Below are 14,438 nucleotides of genomic sequence, written 5' to 3'. Positions count from 1 at the left end.
GGTTATGCTGAACAATTTGTCCAAAAATTCGGATTAAATTTGCAATCTACCATAATAAAACTTTTTGTTTCAGGCGTTCGCGAATTTGGAACGTCATATCGGTATCTTCCCCGACCGTGGTCGTGCTGTACATGAAGGTTTCCAACAAGGTAGACTTCCGAAAGGCCGAAAACGCACCGGACATCGTGAACAACTGATTGTTCTCCGATTCAATCGTTCGTCCGGATAAGAAGGCTTGGGCATATTCAAAATACTCCGTCTTGCGTAACACGCGGAGTGGCCAATGCTTGGTCGCCTTGATCATGGCTTTTTGCGGCAGAATCGTCCCGGTCAATGCCGCTAACTGACAGTCATTTTCGAAGTGCAAGACCATATTCATTAAGGCGTTTTTTTCAAGGATGCCATCACTGTCAATATTAATAATATACGTCCCAATTGCGCGATAAATCGCCGAGTTCAGTGCTTTTGCTTTACCTTGGTCGGTCCGCAAATATTGCATGTTTAAGTTGAAGCGATTTTGCGCATGGGCATACGCTTGAAAACTGTCATCGGTACTCTGGTTGTCCGCTAAAATAATTTGAATGAGTTCCGATGGATAGGTGGAATCATTAATCGACTGAATACAGGCAAACAACGTATCTTCCGAGTTATAAACCGGTACAATGACCGAGATAAACGGTAACTTCGCCGGCGGTACTAATGGCACCCGGTGATGCTGCTTGCGAATCAATATGATTGCTGACACGACCGCGGGAATAATTTCCACGACTAAGGGGACCATCGCCCAAGTAATCCAAAAGCCCATTTGGACGACGGTTAAATTCCAAAAATAAGTCAACACCTTAGTTCCCTCGCTTCCATAAATGCCGAATACCGCCAACAATCGCCCGACCACGTTTAATGATTTGTATATATAAACTCTTTGATAATTGCGAATACGTAAAGACGTTATAGTACAAAATAATGACTAACGCATAAAAGACTAAGCGCCCGATAAACGAGTGGGCCCAATAGTACCAACCGGCCCCACCAAAGTGCACTAGGCTTATAACAATCATTAGCCGCAAGACGTTTGCCAAATAAATCCAAATTAACCCGAACCAACCATAAAAGACTTTTGCGGCCCGGTCATAAATCGGATAAAACATGACTAACGCTAAAAAGGAGGTCGATTCAATGATGCCGGAACATTCATAGTCAATCGTCATCATGACCGGATTATTGGCGTTGGTAATATAGACGATACCGTACTTAGTCATGACGTGACACCAGCCAAACGTTTCGCCGAGAAGTTTGACTACATTGATGACGGCATGGGTCATAAACCACACCCAGTATGGGTCGGCTAACGCAATCAAGATAAAAAACGACCCCACACTGCCAGCTATGAAGTAAAAAGCTGTCAGATGGGCTCGCTTTAAAATCGAGACCAGATATAACCACCCTAACAGACCGAATAGTAACAGACTATTCATGAGCTAACCGTGACACTTTTTTCCGTTTTTGATAAGTAACGACCCCGGCGATCGCCATCAAAAAGCCCACGGAAGAAATCAGAATTGGCCCAGTACTACCACCTGTCGTGGTCAGCGTCTGGGTCCCTAAATTCGTATTTGAAATGGAAATCGACTGACTCGTCGTCCCAGAAACTTTCAATTCCGACAAGGGAATCGAAGCTTCCATAATATCGTTATGCCCATTCGCCGTTTTGTAGCGATGGACCACTGCTTGGGCTTGCGTCAACGTCTTGTTTACATTGCCGCCGGTACTGTCACTTTCATACGCATAAATCGTAAAGGACTTGGTTTGACCATCGCTTAACCCACTGACCCCTTGCCAAGTGAGCCAATAAGTCTTATTACCGACTTTCAATTCATAGCCACTTGGTTGGAGTGTCGAATAGCCGCCCCCATGTTCCGGCGACATATTCAAATAGAAATAAACATTATCATTATCAGCTAATAAACAAGCCTTCTTGATATTATAATCATCGCCAGTTTCTTTTAATGATGTCATGGTTTTGTCAGACCAATCACTAAAATTACCGTCGATGGTAATTCCATACTGATTACTCGTGGCCGCTTGAACACTAACGGTACTCAAAATCAACGCACCCACAAACATGCACAAAGTTAGTATCCACTTTCGAATTATTACGCTCTCCTCCTTGGATGATGTTCCAATTTAGTTGACACCTCACAAATATATTGGTCATTCAATTGTTAACACTATCATACGTTCATCTATATTGTACTATTATCGACACCAATTATCTAATTTTTGTTTAAACGGCGGTTTTTACTGTTTAAATGATAAATATTTTTATATTTATGACGTTGGCGACAAAAACACCTACAAAAATATCGCGATACCGACATTTTTGTAGATGTTAGCCTAGTCACTAGCTTCAACCGGCAACCTTTACGAGATTGAACCTTTAGAACTGATACGCATATTGCGCCTGATGATATAAAATAATGGCGCTGACTTTTTGCTGGGCACTCAGCGCTAACACTAACCGGTAATGATGCGGTTGATCCACATACTCGGCCACGTCACCATACCGCTCTGTCGTCAACAACACATAATGTGAACCTAACAATTGTTGCGCCCGCCGAAACGTATCGCCCACTTTGAGTCCGTTATCGAGTTGTTGCGCCTTGTCTAATAACTAAACACCCACGATCCGTTGTCGGGAATTCGTGGTAATGATGACTTTGCGACCAGCTGTCACATAATCAGTCAGTTGCGCGGTATCGCCGGATTGTTTCGTATATCGGCCGTCATTGTGAAACGGCTGCTGCAATCCCCGGCCATGATAAGTAACCCCCTGCAAATTAGTGCTAGTACCAAAATGAACATACCAAAGTTCTTTGACTTCATTCCGGTAGAACAAACCGAATAATAAAACAATGGCTAAAATCACCCCAACCATCGTTGCTTTCCAATGCGCCTTCAATTTTTTCATTCAAATCTCCCCAATTTTGAATAATTAGTGTCACTGTTTAAAAGAACCTTTACAGTTTCAGTCAGGTTAACACGCGTCAGACATGCTACTTATGATCCACAATCATCACGATACTAATACGACCATGGTGTCGCCAACTACATATTTCAATCTCAGCATCACACATTACCCAACGCAATCAACTTTAGGATACTAAATACCATCCCCACACTCCCAAAGTCTACAAGATAATTATATTAATAATAGCACACGCTAGTTGGAGCCAGCCTGGGAGTGGTCACGCGCCGTGTCGCAAAAAGGTGCTGGTGGGTTGGCCAGAACCATTTTGGGGCCGACTTTTTAGACCGACACGGGTTATGGTCGGGCTAAAAAGCGCCCGCAAGCCCGCATTATGGCTTGCGGTCTGCCCCACGGCGCGTGACCACTCCCGGGCTGGCGGAAACGAAAACGACCGCAGACACCAAAAAAGTCGTTCAGCATTCAGCCAAACGACTTTTTTATCAAAACTATTCCGTAATCAAACCAGCGTCCACGGCGCGTTGCGTGTACATTGCAACTTCGTCTTCGGCCGCGCGGACAAAGTGTCCGGGAGCGATTTCGACCATGCGGCGCTTCTTGCCATCCATTTCGGCGGTTTCGTCGTAAGCGACTTGCTTACGATTACGTTCAAATTCGGGGTCCGGTACTGGCACCGCGGAAATCAAACTCTTCGTGTAATCGTGGAGCGGATGACCGTAAACTTCATCAGCGGGACCAATTTCCAAAATTTTTCCGTAATGCATCACGCCGATACGGTCACTGATATACTTAACCATCGACAAATCATGGGCGATGAATAAGTACGTCAAATTTTGCTTCACTTGGAGCTCTTTCATCAAGTTAACAACTTGGGCTTGAATCGAAACGTCCAACGCGGAGATTGGTTCATCAGCGATGATGAATTTAGGTTCCACGGCTAAGGCGCGGGCAATCCCAATCCGTTGCCGTTGCCCACCCGAGAATTCATGGGGGTAACGACTGGAGTGGTCTTTGTTGAGTCCGACCGTTTCTAGTAAGTCTTCGACTTGTTTGGTCCGGTCAGCGTCATCCTTGGCTAAGCCATGAATGTCGATACCTTCCGCGACAATATCTTTAACTTTCATCCGGGGATTGAGTGACGCGTATGGATCTTGGAAAATCATTTGCATTTCACGGCGGAATTCATGCATTTCCTTTTTGCCTTTCAGCTTGGAAATATCCTTGCCATTAAAAATAATTTCCCCATCCGTCGGGTCATATAACCGAATAATCGCTCGACCACAAGTGGTCTTCCCCGAACCGGATTCACCAACTAACCCGAACGTTTCACCTTCGTAAATATCAAAGGAGACGTCGTCAACGGCCCGGACTTCATCTTTTTTGCCAACATTAAAATATTGCTTTAAATGATGGACTTCTAGAATTTTTTTACGTTCATCAGGCATCTTCAACTACTCCTTTGTGTCAGACTTAATTGGCGCTTCCGGCTTTTGCATCGCCGCGAACTTTTGTTGCCGGCGAACAATTTCAGCCGGTGGCGTCACTTTCGGCGCATCGGGATGCAGGAGCCACGTGGCAGCGTAGTGCGTATCCGACACTTTGAAAAATGGCGGTTCTTGTTGGGTATCAATCTTCATCGCGTAATCACTCCGCGCGGCAAAGGCATCGCCTACTGGTGGGTCCAGTAAATCGGGTGGCGTCCCTGGAATGGCGGACAATGACCCGCCTTCGGTATCCAAAGTCGGCATCGAATTCAACAAACCCCAAGTATATGGATGTTGCGGATTGAAGAAGATTTCATCAACCGTCCCATATTCCACAATCTTCCCGGCATACATAACCGCGACTCGATCAGCCATCCCCGCCACGACACCGAGGTCATGGGTGATAAAGATGATAGACGTGTCAATTCGGTTTTGTAAGTCTTTCATCAAGTCCAAGATTTGGGCTTGGATGGTCACGTCCAACGCAGTGGTTGGTTCGTCGGCAATCAAGACTTCGGGGTAACAAACTAACGCGATCGCGATGACGATCCGTTGGCGCATCCCACCTGAGAATTGGTAAGGATAATCGTTAATCCGACCTTCTGGATTCGTAATCCCGACAAGTTTCAACATTTCTAAGGCTTGCGCAATCGCTTCTTTTTTCTTGAGACCTTTGTGCTTCATTAAAGGTTCAGCGATTTGCATCCCAATCCGCATCGTCGGGTCCAACGACGTCATTGGGTCTTGGAAAATCATCGCGATATCTTTACCACGAATGTGTTGCATTTCTTTTTCAGACTTTTTAATGATGTCATCGCCATGAAACATGATGCTGCCCTTTTTAATTTCAGCGTTGGGGGCTAACAAGCCCATTAGTGAACGGGTGGTCACCGATTTACCGGAACCAGATTCACCAACGATGGCTAAGGTTTCACCTTTCCGTAAGTCAAAACTGACATCGCGGATGGCTTTAACTTCACCGGCGTACGTGTGGAAATTAATTTCCAAGTTACGCACTTCAATAACATTTTCAGGATTTTCCATTATTCCCGCGACCTCCTAGCGTTTTGATTTTGGATCAAAGGCGTCCCGTAACCCGTCACCTAACAAGTTGAAGGCAAGCATCAAGATGATTAAGACGGCAGCTGGATACCACATTTGATAAGGTAAGAATTGGAAGTTCTTTTGCCCATCGGAGATTAACGTCCCCAATGAAGCTTGTGGTGAAGAAATCCCAATCCCGATATATGATAGGAACGCTTCGAAGAAGATGGCGTTCGGAATCGTGAACATCGTTTGAATAATAATGACACTTGATAAGTTTGGTAGCAAGTGTTTCCAAGCAATCTTAGGTGCGGATTCCCCTAAAGTACGGGCCGCTAAGATAAAGTCTTGGTTTTTTAATTGTAACGTTTGTGCCCGAGTCAGCCGCGCCATTGTGGTCCAGTTGATTAAGGCCAAGGCAGCGATGATGGAAGCCATCCCCGTTTTGGTGAAGGCGGTAGCCATCAAGACCATGACAACTAAGGAAGGAATGGACGAGAGAATTTCGATAATCCGTTGAATAAAGATATCCACTCGTCCCCCTTTCCAACCGGAGAGAATCCCCAGCCCGACCCCAATGGTCAAGTCAATCAAGGTGGCAATCAAGGCGATTTCAAGTGAAATCCGAGTCCCATACATAATCCGCGCTAACAAGTCCCGGCCTAAGTAGTCGGTCCCTAACACATAGTGGACACTCGAACTGGCACCCGCTTGTTTGTAGGCATCAACATCTTGCCCGGATTGGGTAATGTGCCCGTTTAGACCATGGATGTTCACACCCGGAATCTTGGGTGGTAAGTTGGCGTATTTCGGTGCTTGGGCGTTTGGATCATGATGATACAACGCTTGGCCCCCGAAAGCCATCAAGAATAACAACAGTAAGACGATAAAACTGACAAAGGCGGTTTTATTCGCCTTTAAACGCCGCCAAACATCTTGGCCGAACGTTAAGGACGGTGCCGCAATTTTTTCTTTATCGGGACCGGCTTGTTTATCCAGCGGTGCGAAGTCGCCGGGGTTGATTTCAATGTTATTTGGATTTTCTACCATTAACTAGTCCCCATTTCCACTTAAGCGAATCCGTGGATCAATGATGCCGTAGACAATATCCGTCAATAGTAATAAGACACATAATAAAGCGGAGTAGAAAATTGTCACACCCATGATCGTTGGATAGTCATTAACTAAGATTGACTTAACAAATTGTTCCCCAATACCAGGAACGGAGAAGATGTTTTCAACCACCATTGACCCAGTCATCAACGCAGCGGCTAATGGCCCAATCAAGGTGACCATTGGAATCAAACTATTCCGCAAGGCATGGTGGTAAACAATCCCGAATTTGGATAACCCTTTGGCTTTGGCTAATTCGATATAGTCGGAGCTCAAAACGTCGACCATGTCGGTCCGAATGAAACGCGCGGTTTCAGCTAACGGACTGGCGGCTAACGCTAAGGTTGGTAAGACGGTGTAAGCAAAACCGGACCAGCCGGCAACTGGGAACCAACCGAGTTTTAACCCAACATAGTATTGGAACAAGATGGCTAAGACGAAACTTGGTACGGCAATTCCTAAAATGGAGAGAATCGTGGCTAACCGGTCAGCCCAAGTATCTTTCTTGATCGCCCCAATCGCCCCAAGAATAATCCCGAAGATGACCCCCACAACTAAGGCTTGCGCCCCTAATTGCATTGAAGGACCCATCCGGCTACCAATCAAGTAGCTAACGGCTTGATCAGAGAACTGGAAGGATAACCCTAAGCTACCATGGAAAATACCAACGATATACGTGATATATTGGAGCCATACGGGCTTATCCAAGCCATATTGCGCTAAGATTGAGGCTTTTTCACTTGCCGTCAATTTAGCTTCATTTTGAAGCGGTGTCCCGGGCATTAATTTCATTAGGAAGAACGTGGCAGTCGCCACAATGAATAATGTCAGGAACAAGTATAATATCCGCTTTAAGAGATACTTCCTCATTAGAATTCCTCGCATTCTATTAAATTGGCCTTAAAAAATAATGACAATCCTCATTATAAAACAAAACGGTAAGGATTAACAATGTGTCAATCCTTACCCCCTTGTCTCACAATCGTTTAGTTAAAGCACACACATCTAATGCCTTTTTTAGTAACGTCTAACTATTTAACTGACATGTACTTGTAGTTGTATTGAGAACCCGCAGTATTGTAGATGATTCCTTTCAAACTAGTCCGTGTCAAGTGTGAAGTCGCTTGTTGATAGATTGGGATGACACCTTGGTCATTCATTAATTGCTTTTCAGCCTTGACCATGTCATTCCAACGAGCAGTCGTGTTATTGGCATCAGAACCGTTAGCCTTGTTGATCAAGCTATCGTATTCTGAACTGCTGTATTTACCATTGTTGTATGAGTTAGATGACGTGAACAATGATAAGAAGGAAATTGGGTCAGTGAAGTCGGCGTTCCAAGCTGAGATAACCGTATCGAAGTTACCACTTTCAGACCGTGATAGACGCGTCTTGAATGGGACGTTTTGGTTAGTAACCGTTAAGCCAGGTAATTTTTCCCATGAACCTTGGATATATTCAGTGGCTTTCTTACCAGCATCGGTATCATCAGAAAGCAACTTGATGTTCAGCTTAGTTTCGCCAATTTCTTTCAAGCCTTCCTTGAATAACTTCTTGGCCTTAGCTTGATTGTATTCTACAGCGCTTGGAACGCTAGCATCACTAGTGAAGTCCTTACCCGTCTTAGAATTCTTAGCTAAATCTTCGGAGACGTAACCCTTGGCAACCGTTGAACCGTCGCCTAACGTGCTGCTGACGTATTCTTTACGGTTGATGGCTAATGACAAGGCTTGACGAATCTTCTTGTTCTTGAAGGCTTTCGCTAACGTCTTGTTACTGTCATTACGGTTCATTTCAATATAGAACGTTGACGCGGTCTTATAAACCTTGTAGTCTTTGTTCGTCTTGTAGTTCTTAACTTGCGTGCTTGAAAGAATCGTATCATCAACCTTGTTTGAGTTATACAAGTTCAAACCAGTTGAAGCATCTTTAACAACTTGGAACTTAAGTGAAGACATCTTGACGCTCTTCTTATCCCAGTAGTCGTTGTTCTTCTTCAACGTCCAACTCAAGTTCGTCCCAGTCCAACCAGTCATCTTGTAAGGACCGTTGTAAACCATGGCTGAACTAGTCGTCCCATATTTAGAACCATACTTCTTAACCACTTTTTCATTTTGTGGGAAGAAGTTAACAAAGCCCATTAACTTCTTGAAGTATGAGATTGGCTTGTCCAAAGTAACGACTAACTTGTAGTCGCCTTCAGCTTTAATCCCCAACGTTGAAACGGCTTTTTTACCGTTGACGATTTGGTCAGCGTTCTTAATGCCTGAATATAAGTATGCGTATTGTGACGCTGTCTTAGGGTTGACCGTCCGTTGCCACCCATAAACGAAATCATGCGCGGTAACTTTATCACCGTTACTCCATTTAGCGTTTTTACGTAATGTAAAGGTATATGTCTTACCACCATTAGAAACTTTGGTAGCTTTGGCAATTCCGGGTGTAATTGAACCGTTCTTCCCGATTCGATATAACCCTTCATTGGTATTATTCAACATGTTCGAACTAACCACGTCGGTCGACTTAGAAATGTCCATCGTTGGCAATTCTGCATTTTGAGTTAAATTAGCCGTTTGCTTTGAGCTTGATGTCGAACTACTCTTTGACCCACAAGCAGCTAAGAATAACAAGGATGCGCCGGCAACAACGGTTACTTTTGCAGCTGTTTTCAAATTCATAAAAACCCAACCCCTCTAACTTTAATGTGTGTGTGTGCTTTTCCCTCGAAAAGTTAAAGTAATTGTATATTATAAATAAATTAAAATCAATGCCAAATTCTCATTTTTATCATTTTTTAGCCATAATTCAATTTATTAACTAACCTAAAAGCAATTATATTTGACGTTTAATAGCGTCACAAACACCGTAGTATAGCCATTCACTTGCAGACTAAGTTTATCTAATTTTAACTAAGTAAAATCGGCTATCTTTCTTAATAAATAACTCAAACTGCGGTCGTCAGTGGCTAAAATGTGATGAATACGGTTGGTTAAAACCACCAAAAAAGTGGCGATTACGAATAATCACCACTTAATTATCAGAATTCTCTTAATATTAAAATAATTAGTCACAAACTTTCTCACTAGTTGGGTGCACCGATTCCAATATGCCCAATTTATTTTTCAGCCAGTAACATGACATTATTATGATTGGACCACACTTGCTGCACCGCTGCAAAGCCCGCTTGACGTAACAAGTGCTGTTCGGTTTTCACCGTCAGCGGTGTGTCCAGATGGTAACGGTGCTGGTCATCCAAATGATAGGCCGTCAGCGCTTGTTGCTGGGCTTTAGCGAAGCTATCAGCTTGCGTTTGATCGTTGTTGCCAATCATATAATCACAATTGATGAAGCGCCCACCAACCGGTAATTTTTGAAAAACTCTTTCATATATAGTAAGTTTTTCCGTCGTTGTAAAGTGATGAAGTGACATGACGGTGATAACCACGTCAAAATTAGTTGGGCCCCAGTCAGCTTGCAAATAGTCGGCGTTAATTAACTGGATGTTACGGTCAGCATACTTTTTTCGCAGTTGCGCCAACATGTTCGTCGCCAAATCAATCCCGGTTACCTTAACCGTTGGTAATTTAGCAAAGATGGCCGCCAGTTCCAGGCCGGTGCCACAGACTAAATCCAAAATCTGGTTAGTCGCGGTCGGAATGAAGTCCGCTAACCGCTGATACCCCTCAATCCCACCATCGGCGTTAATTAATTGTTGCTGGTCATAAATCGTCGCGCGGTCATTGAAAAAGGCCGCCATTGCTTCTGGACGTTTCGTCATGATTAATGCCCCCTTGGCACGGATTGCCGATAGCTATACCAAAATCGCATGCTGTAATAACCACTGATACCGAATAACAAATATATTGGGATGATTCGCATTAAGGCAAACGGGGTTTCAAACAACCAGGCCCGCAAAAATGCGCCGCCAGACATTTGCCATAAGCCTGGTGTTAAGTACCAAGACTTGGCATTAAAGATGCCGGACCAATTTCCAAATTGCGTGTAAATCATATAACCAGCATACGCGAAAAAGAGTAGGCCGAAAAACAGACTATAGTAACTCGCCTGCTGCCGATTTCGGACTTTAGACGCTTGATCCGAAAAAATATCCGGTGCCACCGCCATGTCAGCTTGTTCAAAATACTGCATCCCACCATGGCGACTGCCAGCAATCCACGTCCAACCGCTATCGGCAAACAATTGCCGATAATCTTGATAATCCCGCTTAGACATTCCCTGATTACGAAAATCGATTCGAACCGCTGGTGACTCCCCCGAGTCAACCGGCACAAACGTATAACGATGCGAATACAGGTGCACGTCGACCAAGCGATAACCGGTAGCTTGCATGTGATTCAGCCAAGCTTCTTCCGTATCTAAATCTAAAAACAACTTCCATTTTTTCATGTTACTGCACTCCCCTAGTAACCGAACTGTTGCGCTAATTGGCTCAATTGCCGTAACCGTTGCGTTTCAGCCGTTAGAATCTGTTGCCCCGCCGGCGTAATTTGATAAACCCGCCGCCGCTTATCCGTACTCGGTACTTCTTTGATCCACTTGGACTTTAATAAATTTTCAATCGCGCCATACATGGTCCCCGCGGCCATCTTAACGCGACCGTCACTCAACTTCTCAATCGCTTGCATTGCACCGTACCCGTGTAGCGGTTGCGTCAATACGAGTAAAATATAAAAGGTGGTTTCCGTTAACGGTAAGTCTGTCGTTTTCGCCATAGTAACCTCCAATCGTTATTTCATTACAGTTTGATTGTATATCGTCTGACTGTATAAAGTCAAACTAAATAGTTTTTTGTGAATATAAAAAGCCACTGTTACCAGTGACTTTTAACGACTTAACTGAACTAATTTCAAATCATTTCCAAAAGCGACGGCGCGATAATCGTAAAAATGATAAACACCACGAGCATCGCAATATATATTAGACCGACTAACACCAACATTAATCGCCGCCAAATCGGATTAATGCCTAACCTCGGATACGGCAAACCCGAAGCCTTTCGCAAATGGACACGACGGAACGCCGCATACACTGAATAACCAATCAGCCCAACTGTAACGCCGAACAAAATCACTTGGCAAACCCGTGTTACCACGATTAACCAGTTGCCGGCAAAAAGCAGATAAAATGATAGCACAAACACAACTGGGACAATCCACTTATTCTGTGCGCCGACTTGTTGACCTGACGACTTTTTTAAACCCAGTTGCTGATCCAAGACTTGCTGCTGTTGCATAAATTCGGCAAACGGCAGGGCTGTTTTTATTTTACCGCGCTTAATACTAACCAAAAACAGCGCCACCACTAGCATTGCCAGCCACGCAAAAATAAAACTAGTTATGAGAATAATTAACATTTCTTCACCGCTTTTCTACTAAAACACATCTCACCTATCAAACGGATGACTTATACCAGTTTACAAAACGAAATCATTATTTGATTAACTTATAACTTATTATATCAGTTTATAATTGATTTACACTATTATACTTATAATTGCTGTAATCATCAGACCTCGTCAAAAAAAACTAAGCTTAGCAGCAAAGAGGTTATCCAACAGAATGCTTCTATGCTACTAAGCTTAATATTTTTCAGGTTATTTAAATCATTATATTAACTAACCGTCACTGGCGTATGTTGCCGAATATTCTCATAAAGCCACTTAGCATCCGCAATTGACAACCGTACACAGCCATGGGAATTAGCTTGCTTGCCCAACTCATTAGCTTCATTCACCACATAGTGTCCTTGCGCATCAACCGGCACCGAATGGAATAAGTAAATCCCATGATCTTTGAACGATACCCAATAATTAGCGCCTTCACCGGATTGCTGATTATAAAAATGTAACCCACGCTCGGGTTGAATTTCAAACTGCCCGGTTGGCGTCGCATCGCCCGCACGCCCGGTGGAAGCTCGCATCGTATACAACGTCTGGTCATTTTCTCGTAAGTAAACCCGTTGCGCTTTAGTGGAAACTTCGATACTCAAATTAGGATGTTTATTCACATCGGGATATGACCGATTCGGCATTGAAGGGGCCCGCCAATCAATTGATTGTACCTTGGTCTTCACCGTTGCAATTTTTTTAGGCTTGGCTGACTTAGCCAACGTTACATGATTAATCCTTTTTTCAGCATGCTTACTTTGCCAATATTTAGTAAACCCAACTACTATGACGCTCGTTGCTAACACCGTCGTTGTCCCCATAATGATCCGACTATTCATCAAATATCGCTCCCCATTTTTTAGCCATCGTTTACCATTATTACACAAACAATTTAATTTATCTTCAATGATTTATTCTTGCTAATAATGACCGTGTCCCCAGCAAAATTAACAATCCAAGCCCAACCATACTGATTGTCCACTGATGCCAAAATTGTGTTAATCGCGGCACGACTAAGGTTCCCACTACGGTCGCGGTATCGGTCACGGTCAAAACAATCGCCATAATCCAACCTAGATTTTGGGGCGCCGTGTCGGTCTGAACCTTCGAAAAAAACAGGACATTAAATGCGCCACGCAAACTGCCAACGGCTACCATCCCAACGGTCAACACCCAAAAATTCGGCACAAAAAATACTAAGCCCAGCAAGGTTAACAAACAAAGCGTTCGCAACTTCACCGTGCTGAAACGTTTCAGCCACAGTGGCCCGCAAATAATGCCAGCGGCTTCAGCGGTCATTAGGATACTTAACGCGATACTCTGATGAAATAAAGTGACTGCTAACCATGGGATTAAGACCGCTAAACTCGCATCTACCAGACTCCCGAGCACCGCATAGCCTAGATACGGCCCCATCCCGGTTTGTTTAAGTACTTGGCGCCAATCGTGCGGTTCTTCACCGCGAGGCTGCCGAGGATTTGGCACTAGTAAAGTTAATTGCGCATCAAAAAACACCGAAACTAAAAAGCCCCCGCCAATGAGTAGGATTACCAACCGCGGCTGAATCCATAACAACAGCGTTGAAATGATCATCGATGAACTAACGATCGCCACTTGCCGGACTTGCGTTTGCGTCCCATTAACTTGCTGAATTTTTGCGACAGGAAAAAGGGCCGGCAAAATTGTTTTATTGCTAAGTTTATAAAAGACCCCGATTGTCTTGTTCAGCACCGACGCCACAATTAACACGGTGATTTGCCAACGAGGGACTGCCATCAAAAAATAAACGCCAACCAATAACAGTCCCGTCAGCAAATCAGTAATCATCATCATTAGCCGCGCATTAATTTTAGTTAGCAACCGCTGCGCCACTAAATTTAAAACAATCGCCGGTACCATCGTAATCGCCATAACGTTACCTAATAGCTGCGGGGTCTTGGTCTCATTAATCATGAGCCACGTGACAATGTATGTAAATCCGTAGAAGCCCACAAAGGTGACTGCCATGCTGATGAAGTATGACCAGAAATTAATTTGAATCGTCTTAGGCATGGACGGCTGAATTTTTTCCATTAGAATCATTCCCTATTCTTGATAATGTCGTTAAATTTAGCGCCAAATCGCTCGTTAAGAAATACGAAAAGACCGACTAGTCGCCTGGTCAGCCCTTGATTGGTTATCTGAATCGCAGCCGTTCCCCAGTGGCTACTCCATTACGTCCCCTTAACGTGACGACTCGATATTAAAGGTAATAATAGTTTCTGGTAACTATTGAAATACTAATTTTAAAATATTAGGTTGGGATTGAACGCTTTGAATCAAGCGACGAGCAGTCTTACTTGGATGACTTTTGGTAGATTGTAAAATTAATCCGAACGCTGTTCGGACAAAAAAGATCAGCTTC

At 43.9% G+C, this 14,438-nt stretch carries 15 protein-coding genes and 1 pseudogene; all 16 read right to left on the bottom strand.

Going from position 1 to position 14,438, the window contains the following annotated elements:
• Positions 1–52: 52 nt before the first annotated feature.
• Positions 53–838, bottom strand: a pseudogene (locus DY78_RS02970) (TIGR03111 family XrtG-associated glycosyltransferase); the annotation flags it as partial.
• Positions 839–842: 4 nt separating this feature from the next.
• Entirely contained in the window at positions 843–1,475 is a 633-nt protein-coding gene (gene xrtG, locus DY78_RS02965; protein ID WP_024626023.1) for an exosortase family protein XrtG, read from the bottom strand.
• Positions 1,468–2,103 (bottom strand): Firmicu-CTERM sorting domain-containing protein, encoded by a 636-nt coding sequence (locus tag DY78_RS02960; protein ID WP_172643340.1) that lies wholly within the window; start codon positions 2,101–2,103, stop codon positions 1,468–1,470. Before DY78_RS02960 ends, xrtG begins: the two co-directional genes overlap by 8 nt.
• 334 nt (positions 2,104–2,437) lie before the next feature.
• Entirely contained in the window at positions 2,438–2,632 is a 195-nt protein-coding gene (locus tag DY78_RS02955; RefSeq protein WP_024626025.1) for a hypothetical protein, read from the bottom strand.
• A gap of 39 nt (positions 2,633–2,671) precedes the next feature.
• Entirely contained in the window at positions 2,672–2,968 is a 297-nt protein-coding gene (locus DY78_RS02950; protein WP_024626026.1) for a hypothetical protein, read from the bottom strand.
• 506 nt (positions 2,969–3,474) lie between these two features.
• Complete coding sequence (locus tag DY78_RS02945) at positions 3,475–4,431, bottom strand: ABC transporter ATP-binding protein (protein ID WP_024626027.1); 957 nt, start codon at positions 4,429–4,431, stop codon at positions 3,475–3,477.
• A gap of 6 nt (positions 4,432–4,437) precedes the next feature.
• A complete protein-coding gene (locus DY78_RS02940) occupies positions 4,438–5,514 on the bottom strand; it encodes an ABC transporter ATP-binding protein (RefSeq protein WP_024626028.1) in 1,077 nt (358 codons plus the stop codon).
• A gap of 15 nt (positions 5,515–5,529) precedes the next feature.
• On the bottom strand, positions 5,530–6,564 hold the full coding sequence (locus DY78_RS02935; protein WP_024626029.1) for an ABC transporter permease: 1,035 nt from the start codon (positions 6,562–6,564) through the stop codon (positions 5,530–5,532).
• Between the two features lie 3 nt (positions 6,565–6,567).
• Positions 6,568–7,497, bottom strand: coding sequence for an oligopeptide ABC transporter permease (gene opp3b, locus DY78_RS02930; protein ID WP_024626030.1), 930 nt, complete (start codon positions 7,495–7,497; stop codon positions 6,568–6,570).
• Positions 7,498–7,658: 161 nt separating this feature from the next.
• Positions 7,659–9,305, bottom strand: coding sequence for a peptide ABC transporter substrate-binding protein (locus DY78_RS02925; protein WP_024626031.1), 1,647 nt, complete (start codon positions 9,303–9,305; stop codon positions 7,659–7,661).
• A 437-nt stretch (positions 9,306–9,742) separates the two neighbouring features.
• On the bottom strand, positions 9,743–10,405 hold the full coding sequence (locus tag DY78_RS02920; RefSeq protein ID WP_024626032.1) for a class I SAM-dependent methyltransferase: 663 nt from the start codon (positions 10,403–10,405) through the stop codon (positions 9,743–9,745).
• A gap of 2 nt (positions 10,406–10,407) precedes the next feature.
• Positions 10,408–11,034 (bottom strand): DUF2812 domain-containing protein, encoded by a 627-nt coding sequence (locus DY78_RS02915; protein WP_024626033.1) that lies wholly within the window; start codon positions 11,032–11,034, stop codon positions 10,408–10,410.
• 14 nt (positions 11,035–11,048) lie between these two features.
• Positions 11,049–11,360, bottom strand: a complete 312-nt coding sequence (locus DY78_RS02910; RefSeq protein ID WP_024626034.1) for a PadR family transcriptional regulator — start codon at positions 11,358–11,360, stop codon at positions 11,049–11,051.
• A gap of 134 nt (positions 11,361–11,494) precedes the next feature.
• Positions 11,495–11,935: a hypothetical protein gene (locus DY78_RS02905; RefSeq protein ID WP_056993491.1), complete on the bottom strand. Its 441-nt coding sequence runs from the start codon at positions 11,933–11,935 to the stop codon at positions 11,495–11,497.
• 323 nt (positions 11,936–12,258) lie between these two features.
• Positions 12,259–12,873, bottom strand: coding sequence for a L,D-transpeptidase (locus DY78_RS02900; RefSeq protein WP_024626036.1), 615 nt, complete (start codon positions 12,871–12,873; stop codon positions 12,259–12,261).
• Positions 12,874–12,937: 64 nt separating this feature from the next.
• On the bottom strand, positions 12,938–14,107 hold the full coding sequence (locus DY78_RS02895; protein ID WP_024626037.1) for an MFS transporter: 1,170 nt from the start codon (positions 14,105–14,107) through the stop codon (positions 12,938–12,940).
• Positions 14,108–14,438 lie beyond the last annotated feature (331 nt).

Origin of the sequence: Lactiplantibacillus fabifermentans DSM 21115 (genome assembly GCF_000498955.2) — a bacterium.
GTDB lineage: Bacteria > Bacillota > Bacilli > Lactobacillales > Lactobacillaceae > Lactiplantibacillus > Lactiplantibacillus fabifermentans.
This window is presented reverse-complemented; position numbering and strand designations above follow the sequence as displayed.

Excerpts from the sequence above, each read along its gene's own strand:
- xrtG (WP_024626023.1), bottom strand. The coding sequence starts at position 1,475 with ATGAATAGTCTGTTACTATTCGGTCTGTTAGGGTGGTTATATCTGGTC.
- DY78_RS02950 (WP_024626026.1), bottom strand. The coding sequence starts at position 2,968 with ATGAAAAAATTGAAGGCGCATTGGAAAGCAACGATGGTTGGGGTGATT.
- DY78_RS02945 (WP_024626027.1), bottom strand. The coding sequence starts at position 4,431 with ATGCCTGATGAACGTAAAAAAATTCTAGAAGTCCATCATTTAAAGCAA.
- DY78_RS02940 (WP_024626028.1), bottom strand. The coding sequence starts at position 5,514 with ATGGAAAATCCTGAAAATGTTATTGAAGTGCGTAACTTGGAAATTAAT.
- DY78_RS02935 (WP_024626029.1), bottom strand. The coding sequence starts at position 6,564 with ATGGTAGAAAATCCAAATAACATTGAAATCAACCCCGGCGACTTCGCA.
- opp3b (WP_024626030.1), bottom strand. The coding sequence starts at position 7,497 with ATGAGGAAGTATCTCTTAAAGCGGATATTATACTTGTTCCTGACATTA.
- DY78_RS02925 (WP_024626031.1), bottom strand. The coding sequence starts at position 9,305 with ATGAATTTGAAAACAGCTGCAAAAGTAACCGTTGTTGCCGGCGCATCC.
- DY78_RS02920 (WP_024626032.1), bottom strand. The coding sequence starts at position 10,405 with ATGACGAAACGTCCAGAAGCAATGGCGGCCTTTTTCAATGACCGCGCG.
- DY78_RS02915 (WP_024626033.1), bottom strand. The coding sequence starts at position 11,034 with ATGAAAAAATGGAAGTTGTTTTTAGATTTAGATACGGAAGAAGCTTGG.
- DY78_RS02910 (WP_024626034.1), bottom strand. The coding sequence starts at position 11,360 with ATGGCGAAAACGACAGACTTACCGTTAACGGAAACCACCTTTTATATT.
- DY78_RS02900 (WP_024626036.1), bottom strand. The coding sequence starts at position 12,873 with ATGAATAGTCGGATCATTATGGGGACAACGACGGTGTTAGCAACGAGC.
- DY78_RS02895 (WP_024626037.1), bottom strand. The coding sequence starts at position 14,107 with ATGGAAAAAATTCAGCCGTCCATGCCTAAGACGATTCAAATTAATTTC.